The following is a 17322-nucleotide window of genomic DNA, read 5'->3' on the forward strand; positions in this document are numbered from 1 at the left end:
GGGAGGCGCCGCGGCGAACGGCGCCGCACCGGGGGCCGCCGCACCCGGCTGGGCCGGTGCGGGCTGGGCCGGTGCGGGCTGGGCCGGTGCGGGTGGAGCACCGCCCGGCGGGTGCGGCGGGTGCGGCATCTGCGGCAGGCCCGCCTCGGCCGCGGTCTCGGGCTTGACCATGCCGCAGAACGGGCACGCGCCGAACATCACCATCTCGCCGCACCATCGGCACGGGACGCACGGCTGGGAGCGCAGCAGCCCGGGCAGTTCCTGCGGATGGCCGCTGAAGGCGACGAACTCGACGTACTTCTTGGTGCCCCAGTACGCGGCGCTGCGGGGCTGCTCTTCGACGAGCAGCAGGCGGGACACGCCCAGCGCGGGCTGCAGCCGCTCGCGCAGCCAGTCCATGTCGCCGTTGCCCCGCGCGGCCAGCAGCAGGACTGGGTCGATCGGCCGGTGGGGAAGCTCGGAGACCGGTTTGGAGGAGGTCACCCGGTGCACTCCCGGCGCGGGGGCGGCGGTCACCATGAACCCGCTGCCGGGCAGATACGAGGTGACGTGCTGGCCGATCCCCGTCTTGACCCGTTCCAACTTGGCCACGCTGTTGACCCACGCGCCGGCGACGATGCGCTGGGTCAGCGGCGTGGCGATGCTCGCGACGACGCCGGGCCTGACGTACCGCGCGACGAAGGCGAGCTGGTCGGCGATCAGGGACAGGGCCAGCGGGGGCAGCTCGAGGGGCACGCCCGCGATGCGGTCGGTCCTCAGCAGCCCGCGCGCCATCCGCAGGATCCGGCCGACCTCGGGCTGTTCGGTGGCCGAGTAGACGGCCACGACGGCGCCGCTCTGGCCCAGCAGATGCGTCATCTGGTCGACGAAGGCCAGCAGGCCCTCGGGCGTGTCCGCCACGGGCAGACGAGCGGCGCTGACTCCCTGGATGACCTGGGTGCTCGGAACGTCCCCGAGCAGCACCACCGCTGTCATGGCGACCCCAGATGGTTCACGAGCCTCACTGCGTCGCTCCTCCGTCCACCCGACGTCGTATTGACGGCTGACCGTGGCTTCTGTTATGCGGATCCCGTTGACGGTAACCAGCACGTTGATAACAACTCAAGGCGCTTTCTCCGCGATGGGGCGCCGCCGACACCATCGGCTCACCGCTCTCTGATGCACGCTGCGCTGATCTGGTTCGCGGTGAGAGTCGAGCATGCCGGGGCTCCGTGTCAGGATCTCCTGGGATCGCCTCTGGAGATCACGTCCAGACCTTCCACCCCGATGTCGCCGACTGGGTCCAACATTAGCCCCCAGGGCCCTTGACAGCATTCCTGCTCGACGCTAGAGGAAATCCTCGTTCGCCCCCGTCGCCGCGCACACCGGGAGCAGTGCGCCGCCGGACGCCGTTCACGGCCGGATCCCGTCGGCCCCGCCGGACCTCACGCACGGTCACCTGTCTCCCATGTCCCCCGTCAAGCCACGGATGCGGGCCCTCCCTTCGGCAAAACGCAGACGACGTTAGCGGCTGACCGAAGACGATCTCAAGAGTAAGTTTGTAACGCTGAAGAGAACTTTCGGAACGGCGGCCTTACCCCCGGGGCCACCGTCAACGCGGAAGAAGCCGTAAGGCATACGACGGGGCACCCCGCCGGGTCCGCCTTCCCGCACGTGTCCCCGGCCCAAGACCAGCATGCTCCGCACCGCCGGAGGGCCGGCTCGACTTCCACAACCGGCCACCGGCCGCTTCGCCGTCGAGTGATCGACACCACGCAATGACGAGCCGCCGCGATGAATTGCCTCTTCACCGTCGACTTCCCGACCGTCATTCACTTTTCAAGCAAATTCCGCCGCCCAGCGGATGCTCAGGCGGGGGGCGGTCACAGGGGCGGGCCGTGGTCCCCGGCGGCGGTCCACCGAGCACGCCGTCCCCTGGCAGCGACGTCCGAGCGTCACACCCGGCCGGCGCGGCCGGCGCGGCACGCAGGCCCGAGGACCCAAATCCGGCCCCAAAAATCGGTTGAACGTGTCGTAAGGCGACACCGCCTCCTAGGCTTCTCGCCATGAGGCTCCTCACGACCGCCCTCGCCGTCAGTGCTGTCGTCGGCATGGCGGCGGCGTGCTCGGGCGGGGAGGAGCCGAAGAAGAACGGCGGCTCCCGGGCGAGCCAGGCCGCGCTGCCCGCCCCGGTCCCGGCCGCCTCGCTGCGTCCGGTCGCCCTGCCCGACCAGCCGGGACCGCTCATCGACACCATCGCCCGCCAGGTGCGCACGGCCGGGACGGTCCGCACCGACGTGGTCTCCAGCGGCGAGGAGGGCGGCGGGGCGCGGCAGCAGGAGAAGATCAGCGCGCAGGTGCGGATCGGCGCCCGGCCGCCGCAGGCGCAGATGACGATCGTCGACCAGGACCCCGCCGACCCCTCCACCACCGAGGCCGTGGTGACCGGCGGCATCGTCTACACCCGCGTCGACGGCCAGGAGCAGGCGCCGGGCAAGCCGTGGGTGCGGCTGTCCCGCCAGGACCTGCGCAACCCCGAACTGGGGCCGTTCGCCAAGATCCTCACCGGGATCCTGGACTCGGTCGACACCGGCCTGGCGCAGATATCCGTCGACAGCGGGTTGCAGGTGGTGCGCGCCGGACGGTTCGACAAGGCCGCCGTGACGGAGACCGTGGACGGGGTGCGCACCCGCCGCTACTCGGGCCGGACGCCGACCGCCGAGCTCGCCAAGACCGACACCGCCTACAAGGCCATCGCCCAGCTCGGCGGCGACGAGGTGCCCTGGACGCTGTGGGTGGACGACAAGGGCCTGCCGCGCCGCTTCCGGGTCGACATCAGGACCGAGCGCGGCCTCGGCGCGACGCAGGACGTCCGGTACCGGCAGTGGGGCGAACCGGTCAGCATCCAGGCCCCGCCCGCCGCCCAGGTCCACACCATCGGCTCCTGAGACCTCGGCGGCACGAGCGATCCCCGACGCCTCACGCGCGCCAGAGGCGCAGGGGATGGCGCGTCCCGACATCGTCGGCCGTCACCGAAACGGCCACCTGTCCCCCGTTCGGGACGGCCGGCCACCGGGCGTTCATCATTCCGTCAGCCCGCGCTCCGGCGTGTAGACGGCCTCCAACGTCTGAAGGTCGTCGGTCAGGAACGCCCGCCACCGACCTGCGCGCACGACGGCGTCGAAGACGCTCCGTGCGACCTCCATCTGCCGCGCGTAATTCTTGTCCAGGTCGCGCACCTCGAACCAGTAGGGATGCGCCTCATAGCACGGGAAGTCGTCGTCGGCCTCGGGATCGTCCCTGAAACCGTGCCGGCTCAGGTTCACCGCCACCGCACCACCGCAGGTCACCAGTACGAGCGTCCCGTCGGCGTCCGGAGCGAAGGAGCCGCCCAGGGCCTTGGCGCCCACCGCCGCCAGGTCCTCAAGCGTGGCGTCCGCCCCGCCGACGAACACAAAAGCATGTCGCGACATGACTCCCCCTCCACCGACATCCGCCGACACGCCAGGTCATCATGTGCACCACATCTGTCCGCCATGCTCAGGAGACGGGGCACAGTTGATCTCCCAGCCGTCGCCGAACACCCGGATGCTTTTCTGGTTGGCATGCGGCTGGCCGAGGTATCGTCTGATCCCCTTCATCGCCTGGTCGCGCGACATGCCGGAGCCCTGCGCGTTGAGGACGGAGTGCTGCGCCTGGCCGGTGGCGCTGTCGAGGGTCCGCTTGACCGTGTTGTGGTTCGGAGTCGGATTCTTCTTGTCGCCTCGGAGCGTCTTGAACTCGGTCGGCACCCCGTCGACCTCCGAGTCCCCGGTCCGTCCGGTCTCCCCGCGCTGTGCCCTCTCCTCCTTGGCCTTGACGATCTTGCCCTCCTCGGCAAGCTTCTCGGCGATCTTCCGCTCGTCGTCGTCGAAGCCCTTCTCCGACTCGTCGATGATGCCCCTGCCGTGACGACGCACTCCCGACGGCAGCGGATCCGTGTACCCGGCTTCACGGATCTTCTTCTCGATCGGGTCGTTCGGGTCGACCCCACAGCCCCCAGGGCCGGGCGTGGGGTCGTTGTGGACGAGGAGGTGCCGGGGGCCTGCCGCGACGAAGTAGGTGTGGAGATCCTCGACGGTGAGGTTGTAAACCGTCAGGTCGCGGTGGCGGTGTCGGAAGTCGATGACCATCGCTCGCCCGCTCCGGGCGCCGAGGGCGTCCCCGAAGACGAGGTCACCCGCGTCGATCCAGTCGTCGGCGCCGACCACCCAGAACGGGTGGTTCGCGGTCGCGGTGACGTGTGCGGTCGGGCCGCCCAGCACCCCGTCGAGATCAACGGTGACGTCCACCAGGTCCTTCGCCCCGGTGCCGACGATGCGGGCGGTGACCCGTCGTGGGCCGCCGCGGCCGGTCAATGGGTCGTTCGCCCACACCAGATCGCCGACCCGGACCCGTTCGATCGGTCTTCGCGTGCCATCGGCCATCAGTACCGGTGTCCCCGGTAGGAAGCTGTTGCCGGGCTTCTTGCGCTGACATGCCTCCAATGCCCTGTCCAGGCGGGACCTGGCATCCTTACGGGCCTTACGGGCCTTGTCCAGCCGGCGTTTCAGGTCGAGGAACCGGTCGATCAGCTTGGCGATCTTGGGAATCGACTTGAGGAACTTCCCGATCTTCCCCCACGGGACGATGCCGATCAGGGCCCAGATGCAGTCGCCGAAGTTGGGCTTCTTGACGCAGTTGATGATGTCCCCGGCCAGGAAGTCGAGACCGAGCTTGCCGATCTCGGCGAGCAGGTTGAAGTTCGCCCATTCCTGTTCGAGCGGTCCGAGCTCGTTCTCGGCTCGGCTCAGGGCGTTCTGGGCCGCCTCGTACTCCTGCTGCTCCGGCGTGGTCGTGCCCGCAGGGGAGACCGAGGGGGCGGCCGAGGGGGACGATCCCGACGTGGACGGCTCTGCAGACGGCGACGGGCCGACATCGCCCCCTCGTCCGTCACCGCCGCTCGGATCGCAGTCGCCGCCGCGGGTGATCTCGCACACGCCGGCCCTGATGTTCGCGATGACCGAGTCGGGGATCGCCACCACCGTCACCGCGGCGGCGATCGCACCCACCAGAAGGGCGATCGCGACGTACGAGAGCGCGCCCTCGCCCGAGTCGCCGAATCGTTGCAGCATGCCATGTCCCCGCATCCAACGCCGCAGCGCAACAGACAAAGGCAAGCAGACAAGCTCCCGCCGCGCATGAGCCCCTGGGCCCAAACCGAACCCGAGATCACCGCACGGGCGCGGAATGCGAACGGCCGGGCTCCCGCGGGTTCACCCGCCGGAGGTCTCCTCCTCGGCGCCGATGTCGATGACGTCTTCGAGGCGCTCCACGATGAACGGGCCGTAGCCGAACGCGGCGCCCACGCGCTTGATCTCCGCATACAGCGACCGCGGGACGGGGCTCAGATGTTCCATGGCGAGGCTCAGGAAGAAGCGCAGTGCCAGTTCGGGGAAGCCGCCCTCCGCCAGCTCCACGAGCGCCCGGCGCAGGTGCCGTTCGTCGACGGGTGCCGCCCCGAGGTCCCGGCGCACCGACAACGTGCGGACGACGGCGACCACGCCCGACACCGCCTCGGGCCGCAGGTCCCTGGCCGCGTCGGCGTCGAACACCGCCGCGTCCGGCACGGCGGGGGCCAGGATCTCGGCCATCCGCGCGAACCACTGCCGTCCGTCCCGGCCCTCGACCGACGGCGCGTGGTGCCCGCCGGTGGCCGACGTCCACAGCGCCGCCAGCTGCGCGCCCGTGAGCGGGGACGCCACCAGCGACGACGCGTCGTGGACGTACTGTTCCAGGACCTCGGGCGGCGTGCGCCGCGCGACGTCCCGCAGCAGCGCGTCCGCCGAGGCGTGGCGGTCCCACCAGCCGGGGACGAACTCTCCCGCCGCGAGGCGGGTCAGCCCGAAGTCGTCGGACCTGTCCTCCACGTCACCGCCCTCGTTCGTCGTCTGCGAACCGCCGCCGAGGCGGGTCACGGCTCGGGATAGGCCGTGTAGACGTAGTAGCCGGGACTGTGCCCGGGCGCGCGTTCCAGCACGATCGTGTACCTGTTGCCGGACGCCACCTTACGCCCGTCGGCGTACATGACCTCCCCGAGCGGCGAGCTGCCCCGCGGCCCGAACTGCCCGGACAGGGACAGCCGCGGGTTGCCGCCGCGGCCCTGCCGCAACCAGTTCTGGATGCGCCGCTGGTTGCGGGCCTCGGCCAGCGCGTAGTCGATGACCTGTTCGGCGGTCGAACGGTCGGCCCACCGGCTCGCCCGGCCGGAGGGGTTGTTGGGTGCGCGCGCGTGCCGCAGCAGCTCGTCGTCGGTGGCGTCGACGTGGTCGCGCAGGGTGTGCCCGAGGCGCAGCGGGTCGGGCCGTCCCGTGCGGGTCGGCGGGTCCACGCTGCGCGCCCCCGGCGGCGAGATGCTGCGGGTGCTGCGCACCGCGCACGTCCCCGGCCACCCGCTGGTCTACGACATCACGGTCGCGGACCTGCACACGTTCTACGCCCGGGCCGGGGGCGCGGCGGTGCTGGTGCACAACGAGGCGCCCGCGTGCATCGCCCTCAGCAAGCTGCCCGGCCCCGGCAACCGGTACCGGTCGCCCAGCGGCTTGGTCTATGGCGAGGGGTCGAACGAGGGGCACCGGATCCTTCACGTGCTCGAACACGGGCGGGAGAACCCCAACAAGCCCCTGCACTCGGTGTTCAAGCACGACAAGGGCGTTCTCGACTACGTCGATGAGGCATGGTCCAAGCGGTACAACGTCACCCCCATCCAGCAGGGCAACCGGCAGGTGTACATCGTCCCCATGGGTCGGACCGTGGGAACGCAAGGGGAGAAGTACATTCGTATAGTCGTACAGAACGGCAACGAGGTGGTCACCGCCTTCCCGCAGAAGACCGGCCACCTGTAGGCGCGAGGGGACGATGAAGCCAACGGACCGGGAACCGAGGGACGGCGTCGAGGTCTGCCCCGACTGCGGGCAGGACATCATTCGCCGCTACCGGGTGCGCGCCACCGGCGAGCAGTTCTGGCTGTGCGAGGAATGCGACGCGGTCTGGCGCGCGGGCGCCGACCGTTCGGTGGCCGACTTCTTCTACCTGTCCGACTTCCTCCCCGCCGAGCCCGACCCGTGGAAGGTGATCGAAAGGGCGGAGGGCACGCAGCAGCCGGGGCCCCTGCAGGCCCTGGTCGATCTGGCGGCGAAGGGCGAACTGTCCGGGCTGGCACTGGGCATGCACCGCGCCGACGCCCTGACCGTCGTCGGCGTCCCACCGGATCCGGCACCGATCGGCGTCGTAGAGGCCGGTGACGTGTCACTGACCTTCGAGGCCGACACGCTGGTGGGAGTCTCGGTCCGCTTCCCGCCGACCGGCGTCCGCTGGCCCGGCCTGATGCCCGCATCGACCGCGCCCCGCCTGACCCCTGTCCCCCGGCCCGAGGCCCTGGCCGCCCTACGGGACGCGGGCGTGGAATCCCTGTCCGCCACCTGGCCCGACGACCGCGCCGCCGAGTTCTGGATCGACGGACGGCGCGTGCGCCTCGAATTCGATCAGGGTCTGCTGAGCGCCGTCGGCGTCTCCAGGGCAAGTAACTGACCACCGGATCCCCGGGGCGCGGGGCCGCGCCGCTCTCACCGTCGGGTCATCCGATCCGGCCCGACGGTCGGCACCGCGCGCATGACCCCCTGCCCCCGGCAAAGGGGCACGGACGGCGCGGGTCATGCCAGGGTGAGGGAGGCGGCGATCCGGTCGGCTTCGGGCGGCATGGCGCCCTGGCGGGATTCGATGTCGACGTAGCAGAAGCGGTCGGCCGACAGTGGGACGCGGACCGTCAGCCCGCTGACGGGGCCGGACTTCTTCGTCGAGTCGTAGGCGGCCCGGAAGGCGGGCTTGCCGCCCACGGTGACGTCGGTGATGCGGGACGTGGGTTCGAGGGCCTTTTGCTTGGCCTTGAGCTGTTCCAGCGACGCGCCCACCGCGCCGCCCCGGTCGCAGCCGGCCGACAGGTGCGGCGCGAACCCGGAGGCCGCCGAGCCGTCGATGGCGAAGACGACGCCCTGCTCGATCTGCTGGGTGGTCAGCTGCCGGACCAGTTCGCCCATCTCGTCGTCGAAGCCGAAGGACGTCCGCACGACCGGCGAGGAGTCCTTGGTGGGGTCGACCTGCCGCCAGCCCGAGGGCAGGGTCAGGGTGACGCCGGTCTTCGGGCCGCCGATGCGGGTGCCGCCGCCCGGCCGGGCGGCGCTGGGCGACGGCGCCGCGGCGGACGCGGTCGAGGACGCGGCGGAGGGCGTCGCGCTCGCCCGGCCATCGCCGCCGCCGGAGTCGTCGCCGCAGGCGGCGAGGGTCAGCGTGACGAGCGTGCCGATCACGCCCGCGGCGAACGCGGTGAGACGGCTCATGAGGGCGCTCCGTGTCCGGTCGGGGGTTGCGCCCGGACCATAGCAGGAAGGTCACGAAGGAGTCAGGTTCTTTCTGACCGGCCAGGTCCGGTGCGGGGGCCGCGGGCAAGTCGGCGGCGGCGCGGTTCGGTGTCTCGGAGACACGGGCCGGTCGGGGGTTGGCGCCCGGACGATACCAGGAAGGCCGCGGGGACGGTCGAGCCCTTTCTTCTTATAGGGGCGAGGAGCCCGGTGCGGTGCGGAGACGGCGACGAGACGCGGAAGGGGCGGTTCGGTGTCTCGGAGACTCGCTCCGCTCGGCCTAGAGTCTTCCTGTAGGCGGAGCCTTGGTGGACGATCCAGGAGTCGACGGCGATGACGAACCCTTCCGATCCCGGCCAGTACCAGCGTCCTCCCGGGCCGCCGGGCGGTCCGTACATGCAGCCGCCCCAGCCGCAGCCGGCGTACGGCGCCGGGCCCGGCACGCCCGGCGCGGGGCAGACGGCGTTCGGGCGGCAGGGCGAGATGGGCGGCGTCCCCGAGAACAAGGGGCTGCTCGGCGCGCTGTTCGACGCGAACTTCGACCATCTGGTGACGCCCAAGCTCATCAAGCTGTGCTACGTGCTGGCACTCCTGCTGGTGACCCTGTCCGCGCTGATCGTGCTGGTCCTCGGCGTGTGGGTCTTCCAGCTGCGCAACGGCTGGCTGCTGGGGCTGCTGATCATGCTGTGCGCCCCCGTCATCTGGATCTTCGAGGCCGTCCTGGTGCGCATCTTCATGGAGGCGGTGGTGGTGCGCTTCAAGGGCGTCGAGCATCTGCGGGTCATCAAGGACAAGATCTGAACGGCCGGGTTAGGCTCCCCAGGAGTCACGCGACATAGACGGGGCAGTGCAGGTGGCCGACTTCGAGCCTCAGGGTGGCGGCGAGGACGCTCCCCCACGCGAGACACGGCGGGACCCCGGTGTCACACGGCGCGAGGCGCACGTGCCGGGGCCGCGGCCCGGGGAGACCCGGCGGGACGGAACGGCGGCCGGCGATCCGCTGATGCGGCTGCCGGCCGTGCTGGCCGAACGGTTCGAGACGGTGGCCGAGCTGCCCGTGCAGGGCGCCGAGTCCGACCTGCTGCTGGTGCGGGACGCGCGGGGCGTCCAGTACGTGGTGAAGGTGTTCCGCCGCGGCTTCAACGCCGACCGCGACGTGTGGGCGAAACTGCCCGCGCTGGACTCGCCGCACGTGGTGCGGGTCCTGGAGACCGGGCACGCCGAGGGACGCGACTACGAGATCACCGAGTACGCGCCCGCCGGGAACCTGCGCGCGCTGGCGGACGGCCCGCTGCCGCCGGGCACGGTCGCCGCGGTGGCCGCCCAGCTCGCCGACGGGCTGGCCGCGCTGCACCGGGCGGGCATCGTGCACCGCGACCTCAAACCGGAGAACGTGCTGGTGACCGGCACCGATCCGGTGCGGGTGGCGATCACCGACTTCGGGCTGAGCCGGGTCATCGAGCAGAGCGTGGTGTTCGCCTCGGCGTCGCGCACGCTGGCGTACGCGGCGCCCGAGTCGCTGTCGGGGCAGGTGTCCCCGGCGCGGGACTGGTGGTCGCTCGGCATGATCCTGCGCGAGCTGGCGACGGGACGGCCGCCGTTCGCGGGGCTGAGCGAGACCGCCGTGATCGACCATCTGGCGACACGTCCGGTCACGGCGGACGACGTGGCCGAGCCCCGGCTGCGGCTGCTGTGCCGAGGGCTGCTCACCCGCGACCCGCGGCGGCGGTGGGGCGCCGAACAGGTGGCGCAGTGGCTGGACGGGGCGTCGCCGCCGGTCGCCGAGCCGGCGCGGCCCGTCCCTGAGCCCGGGCCGGGCGTGCCGTTCGCCGGGCGCCGTTTCACCGACCGCGGCGAGTTCGCCCGCGCGCTGGTCGAGCGGTGGGACGAGGCCGCGCGTTACTTCTTCGGCGGCGGCCAGGAGGCGTTCCGCGTCCTGCGCGAGTGGCTGTCGGGCCTGCCGGACGACAGCCGTATCGAACTGGTCGACGGGCCGTTGTCGTCCAGGCAGCCGCCCGACGTGAAGCTGCTGCACCTGGTGCGCTGGCTCGACCCGTCGCTGCCCCCGCACTATCTGGGGCGGCGCGTCACCGCCGACGACCTGGCGGGGCTCGCGGTGTTGGCCGGTGACGCGACGCACCCCGACCACCGCACCGCCTGCCTGCTGGGCCGGAACCTGTGGGAGCACCGGCTGTTGCCCGTCCTGGCGGGCTTCGAAGGCGCGCACGACTTGGCGCGCGTCGACGAGCAATGGCGCGCGCACGTGTCCGCGTGGAACGACCTGGCGCGGTGGCTGCGCACCCAGAACGCGCTACCGGCCGGGGCCAAGGCGCGCTTGCCGGATGCGGGGACGACGTCCGACACGCGTGTGGCCGGTCCGCCCGCCCCGGCCGACGACCCGCCCGTGGTGCTGCTCACGTTGCTGGCGCTGGCCGTCCAGCCCGGACAGACACGTCAGATGTTGAGCGATGCCGCCGCCCGCGCGCGCGCAGGTCTGCACGAGCCGGTGCCGTGGCTGGAGTGGCTCGCCGACGGCGCGGGGGACGATCCGCTTCGGCTGCTCGCCGTGGCCCGCACCTCCCCCGAGGCCGTCCTCGAACTGGAAGCTCGGTCCCGTGACGTCAGAGCGGCCGAGCAGCGAGCCCAAGCGTTGCGCGAGCGTTGGGCCGAACGCGAACGCCGGCGCCTGGCCGGACGCAACAGCGCCGTGGCACGAGCCGTGGGCTGGTCCCTGCCCCTGCTCGCTTTCTGGCTGCTGGGCAGCTGGATCGTCGGTGCGCTCTTCGGCGGGGAGGACCCCGATGTCCAGTCGGTCTACACCTTCCTGCCCGGTTCCGGCGTGCCGTTCGGGGCGCTGGCGGTGTTGTCCGTGCTCGCGTGGGGCATGCAGTGCGGCAGCGAGGTTCTGCTCGCCCGCGCCCAGGGACGCGACTACCTGCCCTATGGCCCCTGGTCCTGGCTGTCACGGGTGCTCGGGGCCAGCGGCCGCGGCCTGTCGAAGGCGTCGCAGACGGTGTCGGGCGCGGCGCGCCGTACGGGCGGACGCGGCTGCGGGCTGCTGCTGCTCGCCGGGACCGTCCCGCTCCTGCTGATCCTCCTGCTCCTGGCCGCGCTCACACCGGTGGCGAGCCTGCTGTGGCTGCTGCTGCTCGTCGCCGGCCCGGCCGCGCACGCGGTGGCCGCGGGCGTACGGCTGCACCGGTGGCGGCAGCGGCACGCGGAGGACGAGCGGAGGGCGCTGGCGTGACGCCCCACATCCACGGCCCCCGACGCACGACGGCGGGGGCGACCCAGCACGGCCCTGGAGGAGCATCATGAGCAGTGGTGTCGAGGCCGACATCGCGTTGGACGCGGCAGTGGTCCTGACCCTGGGAATGAACCGGGCGCTGGGCCGTGCCGCGGGCGTGGCCGGACGCGGCGCCGAGGCGCTGGCGGCGCTCGCCGCGGGAAAGGCGGAGGAGCGGGCGGCGGCCCTGGCCGCAGTCGAGGCGTACGAGCGCGCACTGCGCAAGGTGCTCGAACGCAACGCGCGCATCGCCGCTCTGGCCGAGACGAGGGAGCGCCTGAAAGCCGACGTGGCGCTCCCCCAGCCCCTCCAGCCGGACGAGCAGGATATCGCCGAACTCGACGCGTGGTGCGCCGCGGCCGACACCGCCCTGGACGAGGCCGAGGCACGCCTGTCGCACCACCTGGCCTCCGAGATCGGCGCGCAGATCTTCCCGCGCGCCGCGACGTCACTGCGCACCGAACTGGGCCCCAGCGGCGAGCGTCCAACGCAGGGGGAGACGCGACCGGCGCAGGCCGAGGCCGTTCGGCAGCGCCTTGAGCGGGTGGTGGGCCGCCTGCTGCCGGACGTCTCGGCCGAGGACCGGCGCGCGGTCGCCGAGGCGGCCGCGCTGCTGCCCGGCGCGTCCGGCGAGGAGGAGGCCGAGGGGGTGCTGACCGAGGTGCGGCTGCGGGTGCAGGCGGCCAACGCCCGCACGCGGCAGCGGCGCGAGGAGGAACGGCGGCGCGCCGCCGAACGCGAGGCCGCCGAGCAGGCCGAGGCCGAGCGGCGCTACGTGCTGGACTCGATCACCTCGGCGTTCCAGGACCTGGGCTACGAGGTCCAGGCCGGGTTCGAGACGCTGACCGCCGCCGGCGGCGAGGTCGTCCTGACCCGCGGGTCGTGGCCCGACCACGGCGTGCGCATGCGCATGGACGACGCGGCGCAGATCCGCGCGGCCATGGTCCGCACCCGTCCCGCCGAGAGCGAGGACGACCGCAGGCTCGACGTCGAACGGGAACGGGAGTGGTGCGAGGCGTTCGAGGCCGCGCGCGCACGGCTGGCCGACGCGGGTGTGCGTTCCGAGGTCACCTGGCGGCTGGAGCCGGGGGTGAAGGAACTGCCCGTCACCGACCGGGCGCGGCAGACCGGGGCCCGTACGGCCGCCCCGCGCGAACGCCGCCGGGAACGCGGATGAACCCCGGAGCGGGGGACGCGGAACAATGGGACGTGCTTGAAAGGGACGCGAACGACCAGGACGCGGCCACCGCGGGCCGCGAGCGGAGCGAGGAATGACCACTGAATCACCCACCCTCGGCGGGCGGCTGCCCGGCTGGCCGCCGTTCATCCGCGAGCTGGACGCGACCCTGTCCGTGCACTCCCAGTACGTCCTGTCGGGAAATCTCTACGACAGCTTCCTGGCCCCTCCGCTGGACGCCGCCGGGGCGGGCCGGCTGCTGCCGCTGCGCGACCTGCTGTGGGAGTCGCTGCACTCCAGCGGCTACTCCTGCCTGGTGGTGTACGACCCGGTGGACGGCCTGCAGGTGCACCCCGACACCGAGGACGAGGCCGGCGACGAGGCGGCGGAGGCGGCCGAGCGGCTGCTGGGCAAGCTGAAGGGCGAGCAGAAGCCGTCCCTGGAGGGGCTGACCAAGCATCTGGCGGCGGTGGCCCGGCCGTCGGACAACGTCCGCGCCGCCGTGCTGATCGACTCGGCGTCCCGGATCGCCCGCAGCCCCACCGACCTGGAGCCCGCCGAACGCGACTTCTTCCGGTTCTGCGCCAAGCTGTCGCGCACCGCCCGGCCGGTGCGGGTGGTGGGCGCCCGGCCCAAGCCGCTCTACAACCCCGTCATCTGGCTGGTGGAGCGGCCCGGCGACCTGCCGCCGTGGCTGACCGCCGACAACGAGAACATCCGCGAGATCACCATCCCGCGGCCGCATCTGGGCGACCGGCAGGAGACGGCGCGGCTGCTGGCCCGCGCGTTCGGGATCAGCGACGTGGACGCCGACCAGGCCGCCGCCGAGGCGTGCGACGCGTTCGCCGAGCAGGCCGACGGGCTGACCCTGCAGTCGATGATCGAGGTGACCCGGCTGGCCAAGGAGCGCAACGTCCAGCTGGCCGACCTGCCCGACGCGGTGCGCACCTACAAGCTGGGCGTGCTGGACAACCCGTGGAACCGCGGCCACCTGCGCCGCCGGGTGCTGGACGGCGAGCGCCGCGTCCCCGAGCGGGTGATCGGGCAGCCGCAGGCCGTCACCAAGACCCTGGACATCCTCAAGCGCGCCGTGCTGGGCCTGTCGGGCGCGCAGGCCACCCGGTCGGGCAGCCGCCCGCGCGGGGTGCTGTTCTTCGCCGGTCCGACCGGCACCGGCAAGACCGAGCTGGCCAAGGCCATCACCGAGCTGGTGTTCGGGGACGAGTCGGCCTACCTGCGCTTCGACATGAGCGAGTTCTCCGGGGAGGGCTCGGGCGACCGGCTGATCGGCTCGCCGCCCGGGTACGTCGGCCACGAGGCGGGCGGTGAGCTGACCAACGCGGTGCGCGAGGACCCGTTCCGGGTGATCCTGTTCGACGAGATCGAGAAGGCGCACCCGCGGATCCTGGACAAGTTCCTGCAGATCCTGGAGGACGGCCGGCTGACCGACGGACGCGGCAACACCGTCCACTTCTCCGAGTCGATCCTCATCTTCACCTCCAACCTGGGCATGTTCGTGCGCGGTCCGGAGGCCGGACCGGACGGCGCGCCCGTCCGCGTGCGCAACATCACACCCGGCATGACCTACGACGAGGTGGAGCGGCGCATCAAGGCCGCCGTCGCCGACCACTTCACCGAGGTGCTGAACCGGCCCGAGCTGCTCAACCGGTTCGGCGACAACATCGTGGTGTTCGACTTCATCGGCCCCGAGGCCGCCAACAAGATCTTCGACCTGCAGTTCGCCAACATCTGCCGCCGCGTCACCGAGGAGCACCGGCTGGTGCTGGCGGTCAAGGGCGACGCCCTGGAGACGCTGCGCGAGTGGTGCACGGGCGACCTGGACCACGGCGGCCGCGGTATCGGCATGAAGCTGGAGTCCTTCTTCGTCAACCCGCTGGCCCGCGCCCTGTTCGACCGGGAACTCACCCCCGACGAGCGCATCACCGTGACCGGCGTCCGCCGCGAGGGCAGCATCGTCCACCTGGACCTGCAGTGACCGGGCCGTCCTCGAACACGCAGACGCTGCTGCTGGCCAAGGCGCACTATCCTGTCACCACGCTGGGGCCGGGCGTGCGCGCGGGCATCTGGACGCAGGGGTGCACGCTGCACTGCCCGGGCTGCCTGTCGCGCGACACGTGGGAGGCCGACCCGGGCAAGGCCGTGCCGGTCGCGGCGGTGCTGGGCTGGCTGGAGTCGCTGCCGGGTCCGCTGGACGGCGTCACCATCTCCGGTGGTGAGCCGTTCCAGCAGCCCGAGGCGCTGGCCGCGCTGCTCCGGGGCATCCGCGCGTGGCAGGACACCTCCGGACATGAGACGATTCCGTTGGACATACTCGTCTACAGCGGATATGTCTACTCTCGGCTTTTGCGTTCGGCGCGGACGAGCGAGATCCTTGGGTTGTGCGACGCGGTCATCACCGGGCCGTACGTCGACCGGCTCAATCCGGGGGGGCGACACTCCCCGGACGGCTCTCTACTCTGGAGGGGGTCGTCCAACCAGCGCATCGTCCCGCTGTCCCCGCTGGGGCACGAGCGGTACGGGGCTCTGGCCGACGGCTCCGAGCAGACCGGTCGCGACGCAGCGCCCCGAGTTCAGGTGTCCGTGGACGAGGGGCCGGAGGGAAGGCGGGTGTTCTACATCGGGATCCCGCGGAGGGGTGACATGGAGCACCTCACAACGAGGCTCGAACGTGCCGGCGTACGTGCGGGGGAAGTGTCATGGCGACCTTGAACTGTCCTGTCTGTGACGAGCCCTACCAGCAGGGCGATCTGGTCTGCATGAGCTGCGGTGCCAACCTGGCCCGCAGCGGCGGTGCGCGTCGTCCGGGTGCCGGCTACCCGCCGCCGCCCCAGCAGCAGGGTTCTCCGCAGTACCCCCATCAGCCGCCGTACGAGCAGCAGGCGCCCGGGCAGCCCCAGCACCAGGTCCCGCCGTACCAGCAGCAGGACCCGCCGTACCAGCAGCAGGACCCGGGCCAGTACGACCCCGGCCAGTACCAGCCCGCGGGCGGTCACCCGCAGCACCAGGCGCCGTCGCCCTACCAGCAGGCGCCGCAGCACCAGGCGCCGCAGCACCAGTCCCCGGCCGCTCCCCAGGACCCGTGGGCCCAGCAGCGGCCGGAGGCGTGGAACCCGCCCGTGCAGCCGCCCGCCCCGGCCCAGCAGCACGCGCCCCAGCACCAGCAGCACCAGCCTCCGGGCCACCAGCAGCAGGGCGGCCTGAGCGGCGGCCAGCAGATGCCCGACAACGCCTGGGGGCAGCCCGCGCCGCAGATGCCCGACCAGCAGTGGGGGCCGCCTCAGCAGCAGGCGCCGCCCGGGCACGACCCGCACCACCACCAGCAGCACGGTCCGGGCCCGCAGCCGCACGCCCCGGCGGAGCACCAGTACGCCCCGCCGTCGCACCAGCCGGACCCGCGCGCCCCGATGCCGCCGACCTACGGCCGCGAGGCGACGCTGCTGCCGCCCGAGGCGCAGCAGCACCAGCAGCAGGCCCAGGCCCGCCCGGACTCCACCGCGTTCATGTGCCCCTACTGCGAGGCGGTGCTGACCAACCCGGGCGCGGCACAGTGCGAATCCTGCCTGCGGCCGCTGCCGTCCCAGGGCACGCCGGTGCTGCGCGTCCAGTTCCCCAGCGGCGAGATCAAGGTGTCGGTGGGCCAGCACCTGGTGCTGGGACGCGACGCGGGCCAGTCCCCCGTCGCCTCCACCTTCACCCAGTTCGACAACGTGTCACGGCGCCACTCGACGGTCTGGCTGGACCCGTCGGGCACCGCCTGGGTGCGCGACGAGGGCTCCACCAACGGCACCTTCGTCAACGGCGAACGCCTGCCGCGCGGCGTGGAGGCCCCCCTCCGCGACGGCGACCAACTCCGCTTGGCCGCCGACGTAACCGGCACCGTCCAGCTCAAGTAACGCGACGGGGGCGGCCCTCTCCGGAGGCGCCGCTCCTCCTCGCTCGACCACCGTCGCGTAGGCCGGAGTCCCGAAGAAGACCCGGGATCGTTGACAGATCGAAGCCGTGGATCTCCTCGGCCCCGCGCCGGATTCGGCGAACGAGTCGTGGAAGACGTCCTTGTACGCGCATCACCATGCCGCGTTGGCGGGCCTGGCGAGTGACTGTCAGCGGCCTGCAACAAGCCTTTGAGATCGTCGGCATCCATACCGCGGCTCGCCGTGCTTGTAGCGGCGGTACTGGCGCTGGCTGACGCTCGTCGAAACGAGCCACACGAATGACGAACGACTGGCACAAAAGGAGGCTCCGACGCCGTCGCATAGCGACGGACGCCGGAGCCGATTAGGCGCCGCCGGGGAAACGCCGCCGGCGCTGTGCTAGATCATCACTTGCCGCATTGCTGGCACGTGCTGTTGCTGCGGGGGTTGTTGGCCCCGCAGTGCTGGCAGATCCAGTTACCATCTCCGTCATCCGCCTGGGACAGGACGGCG

At 72.0% G+C, this 17322-nt stretch carries 15 protein-coding genes; 9 read left to right on the plus strand and 6 right to left on the minus strand.

What is annotated here, in order from left to right; all coding sequences use genetic code 11:
* Window positions 1–975 (minus strand): hypothetical protein (locus ABD811_RS23060; RefSeq protein ID WP_344951323.1); only part of this gene is annotated, 975 nt, incomplete at its 3' end.
* 1070 nt (window positions 976–2045) lie between these two features.
* Between ABD811_RS23060 and ABD811_RS23065 the strand changes: the two genes are divergently transcribed.
* Window positions 2046–2927 (plus strand): SCO4651 family lipoprotein, encoded by an 882-nt coding sequence (locus tag ABD811_RS23065; RefSeq protein ID WP_344951326.1) that lies wholly within the window; start codon window positions 2046–2048, stop codon window positions 2925–2927.
* A gap of 135 nt (window positions 2928–3062) precedes the next feature.
* Here ABD811_RS23065 and ABD811_RS23070 read toward each other — a convergent pair whose 3' ends face one another.
* The 4 genes from ABD811_RS23070 to ABD811_RS23085 all read right to left on the minus strand — a co-directional run bounded on the left by ABD811_RS23070 (window position 3063) and on the right by ABD811_RS23085 (window position 6388).
* Complete coding sequence (locus ABD811_RS23070; RefSeq protein WP_344951329.1) at window positions 3063–3452, minus strand: hypothetical protein; 390 nt, start codon at window positions 3450–3452, stop codon at window positions 3063–3065.
* 39 nt (window positions 3453–3491) lie between these two features.
* The gene (locus tag ABD811_RS23075) at window positions 3492–5132 is read right to left on the minus strand and encodes a polymorphic toxin-type HINT domain-containing protein (RefSeq protein ID WP_344951331.1); all 1641 of its coding nucleotides are present in this window, start codon (window positions 5130–5132) and stop codon (window positions 3492–3494) included.
* Between the two features lie 141 nt (window positions 5133–5273).
* A complete protein-coding gene (locus ABD811_RS23080) occupies window positions 5274–5927 on the minus strand; it encodes a hypothetical protein (RefSeq protein WP_344951334.1) in 654 nt (217 codons plus the stop codon).
* Between the two features lie 44 nt (window positions 5928–5971).
* Window positions 5972–6388 carry an RNase A-like domain-containing protein gene (locus ABD811_RS23085; RefSeq protein WP_344951337.1) on the minus strand — a complete coding sequence of 139 codons (417 nt, stop codon included), beginning with the start codon at window positions 6386–6388 and terminating at the stop codon, window positions 5972–5974.
* Here ABD811_RS23085 and ABD811_RS23090 point away from each other — a divergent pair.
* Window positions 6369–6902, plus strand: coding sequence for a hypothetical protein (locus ABD811_RS23090; RefSeq protein ID WP_344951340.1), 534 nt, complete (start codon window positions 6369–6371; stop codon window positions 6900–6902). The two genes, ABD811_RS23085 and ABD811_RS23090, sit on opposite strands and share 20 nt — an antisense overlap.
* 13 nt (window positions 6903–6915) lie before the next feature.
* Entirely contained in the window at window positions 6916–7587 is a 672-nt protein-coding gene (locus ABD811_RS23095; RefSeq protein ID WP_344951343.1) for a hypothetical protein, read from the plus strand.
* Window positions 7588–7709: 122 nt separating this feature from the next.
* Here ABD811_RS23095 and ABD811_RS23100 read toward each other — a convergent pair whose 3' ends face one another.
* Window positions 7710–8393 (minus strand): hypothetical protein, encoded by a 684-nt coding sequence (locus ABD811_RS23100; protein ID WP_344951346.1) that lies wholly within the window; start codon window positions 8391–8393, stop codon window positions 7710–7712.
* 354 nt (window positions 8394–8747) lie between these two features.
* Between ABD811_RS23100 and ABD811_RS23105 the strand changes: the two genes are divergently transcribed.
* The 6 genes from ABD811_RS23105 (at window position 8748) to ABD811_RS23130 (ending at window position 16791) form a co-directional block, all read left to right on the plus strand.
* Window positions 8748–9215 (plus strand): DUF4282 domain-containing protein, encoded by a 468-nt coding sequence (locus ABD811_RS23105; protein ID WP_344951349.1) that lies wholly within the window; start codon window positions 8748–8750, stop codon window positions 9213–9215.
* Between the two features lie 202 nt (window positions 9216–9417).
* The gene (locus ABD811_RS23110; RefSeq protein ID WP_344951352.1) at window positions 9418–11661 is read left to right on the plus strand and encodes a protein kinase domain-containing protein; all 2244 of its coding nucleotides are present in this window, start codon (window positions 9418–9420) and stop codon (window positions 11659–11661) included.
* A 67-nt stretch (window positions 11662–11728) separates the two neighbouring features.
* Window positions 11729–12877 (plus strand): response regulator receiver protein, encoded by a 1149-nt coding sequence (locus tag ABD811_RS23115; protein WP_344951355.1) that lies wholly within the window; start codon window positions 11729–11731, stop codon window positions 12875–12877.
* Window positions 12878–12971: 94 nt separating this feature from the next.
* On the plus strand, window positions 12972–14873 hold the full coding sequence (locus tag ABD811_RS23120; protein WP_344951358.1) for an AAA family ATPase: 1902 nt from the start codon (window positions 12972–12974) through the stop codon (window positions 14871–14873).
* Entirely contained in the window at window positions 14870–15607 is a 738-nt protein-coding gene (locus tag ABD811_RS23125; protein ID WP_344951361.1) for a 4Fe-4S single cluster domain-containing protein, read from the plus strand. Before ABD811_RS23120 ends, ABD811_RS23125 begins: the two co-directional genes overlap by 4 nt.
* Window positions 15595–16791 carry an FHA domain-containing protein gene (locus ABD811_RS23130; protein ID WP_344951364.1) on the plus strand — a complete coding sequence of 399 codons (1197 nt, stop codon included), beginning with the start codon at window positions 15595–15597 and terminating at the stop codon, window positions 16789–16791. Before ABD811_RS23125 ends, ABD811_RS23130 begins: the two co-directional genes overlap by 13 nt.
* Window positions 16792–17322: the final 531 nt, after the last annotated feature.

Source organism: Actinomadura miaoliensis (assembly GCF_039536785.1).
In the GTDB taxonomy this organism is placed as follows: domain Bacteria; phylum Actinomycetota; class Actinomycetes; order Streptosporangiales; family Streptosporangiaceae; genus Spirillospora; species Spirillospora miaoliensis.

What these genes read in the sequence shown, in the direction of transcription:
- ABD811_RS23105 (WP_344951349.1), top strand. Translation starts at nt 8,748, where the DNA reads ATGACGAACCCTTCCGATCCCGGCCAGTACCAGCGTCCTCCCGGGCCG.
- ABD811_RS23100 (WP_344951346.1), bottom strand. Translation starts at nt 8,393, where the DNA reads ATGAGCCGTCTCACCGCGTTCGCCGCGGGCGTGATCGGCACGCTCGTC.
- ABD811_RS23065 (WP_344951326.1), top strand. Translation starts at nt 2,046, where the DNA reads ATGAGGCTCCTCACGACCGCCCTCGCCGTCAGTGCTGTCGTCGGCATG.
- ABD811_RS23115 (WP_344951355.1), top strand. Translation starts at nt 11,729, where the DNA reads ATGAGCAGTGGTGTCGAGGCCGACATCGCGTTGGACGCGGCAGTGGTC.
- ABD811_RS23095 (WP_344951343.1), top strand. Translation starts at nt 6,916, where the DNA reads ATGAAGCCAACGGACCGGGAACCGAGGGACGGCGTCGAGGTCTGCCCC.
- ABD811_RS23110 (WP_344951352.1), top strand. Translation starts at nt 9,418, where the DNA reads ATGCGGCTGCCGGCCGTGCTGGCCGAACGGTTCGAGACGGTGGCCGAG.
- ABD811_RS23130 (WP_344951364.1), top strand. Translation starts at nt 15,595, where the DNA reads ATGGCGACCTTGAACTGTCCTGTCTGTGACGAGCCCTACCAGCAGGGC.
- ABD811_RS23070 (WP_344951329.1), bottom strand. Translation starts at nt 3,452, where the DNA reads ATGTCGCGACATGCTTTTGTGTTCGTCGGCGGGGCGGACGCCACGCTT.
- ABD811_RS23120 (WP_344951358.1), top strand. Translation starts at nt 12,972, where the DNA reads ATGACCACTGAATCACCCACCCTCGGCGGGCGGCTGCCCGGCTGGCCG.
- ABD811_RS23075 (WP_344951331.1), bottom strand. Translation starts at nt 5,132, where the DNA reads ATGCTGCAACGATTCGGCGACTCGGGCGAGGGCGCGCTCTCGTACGTC.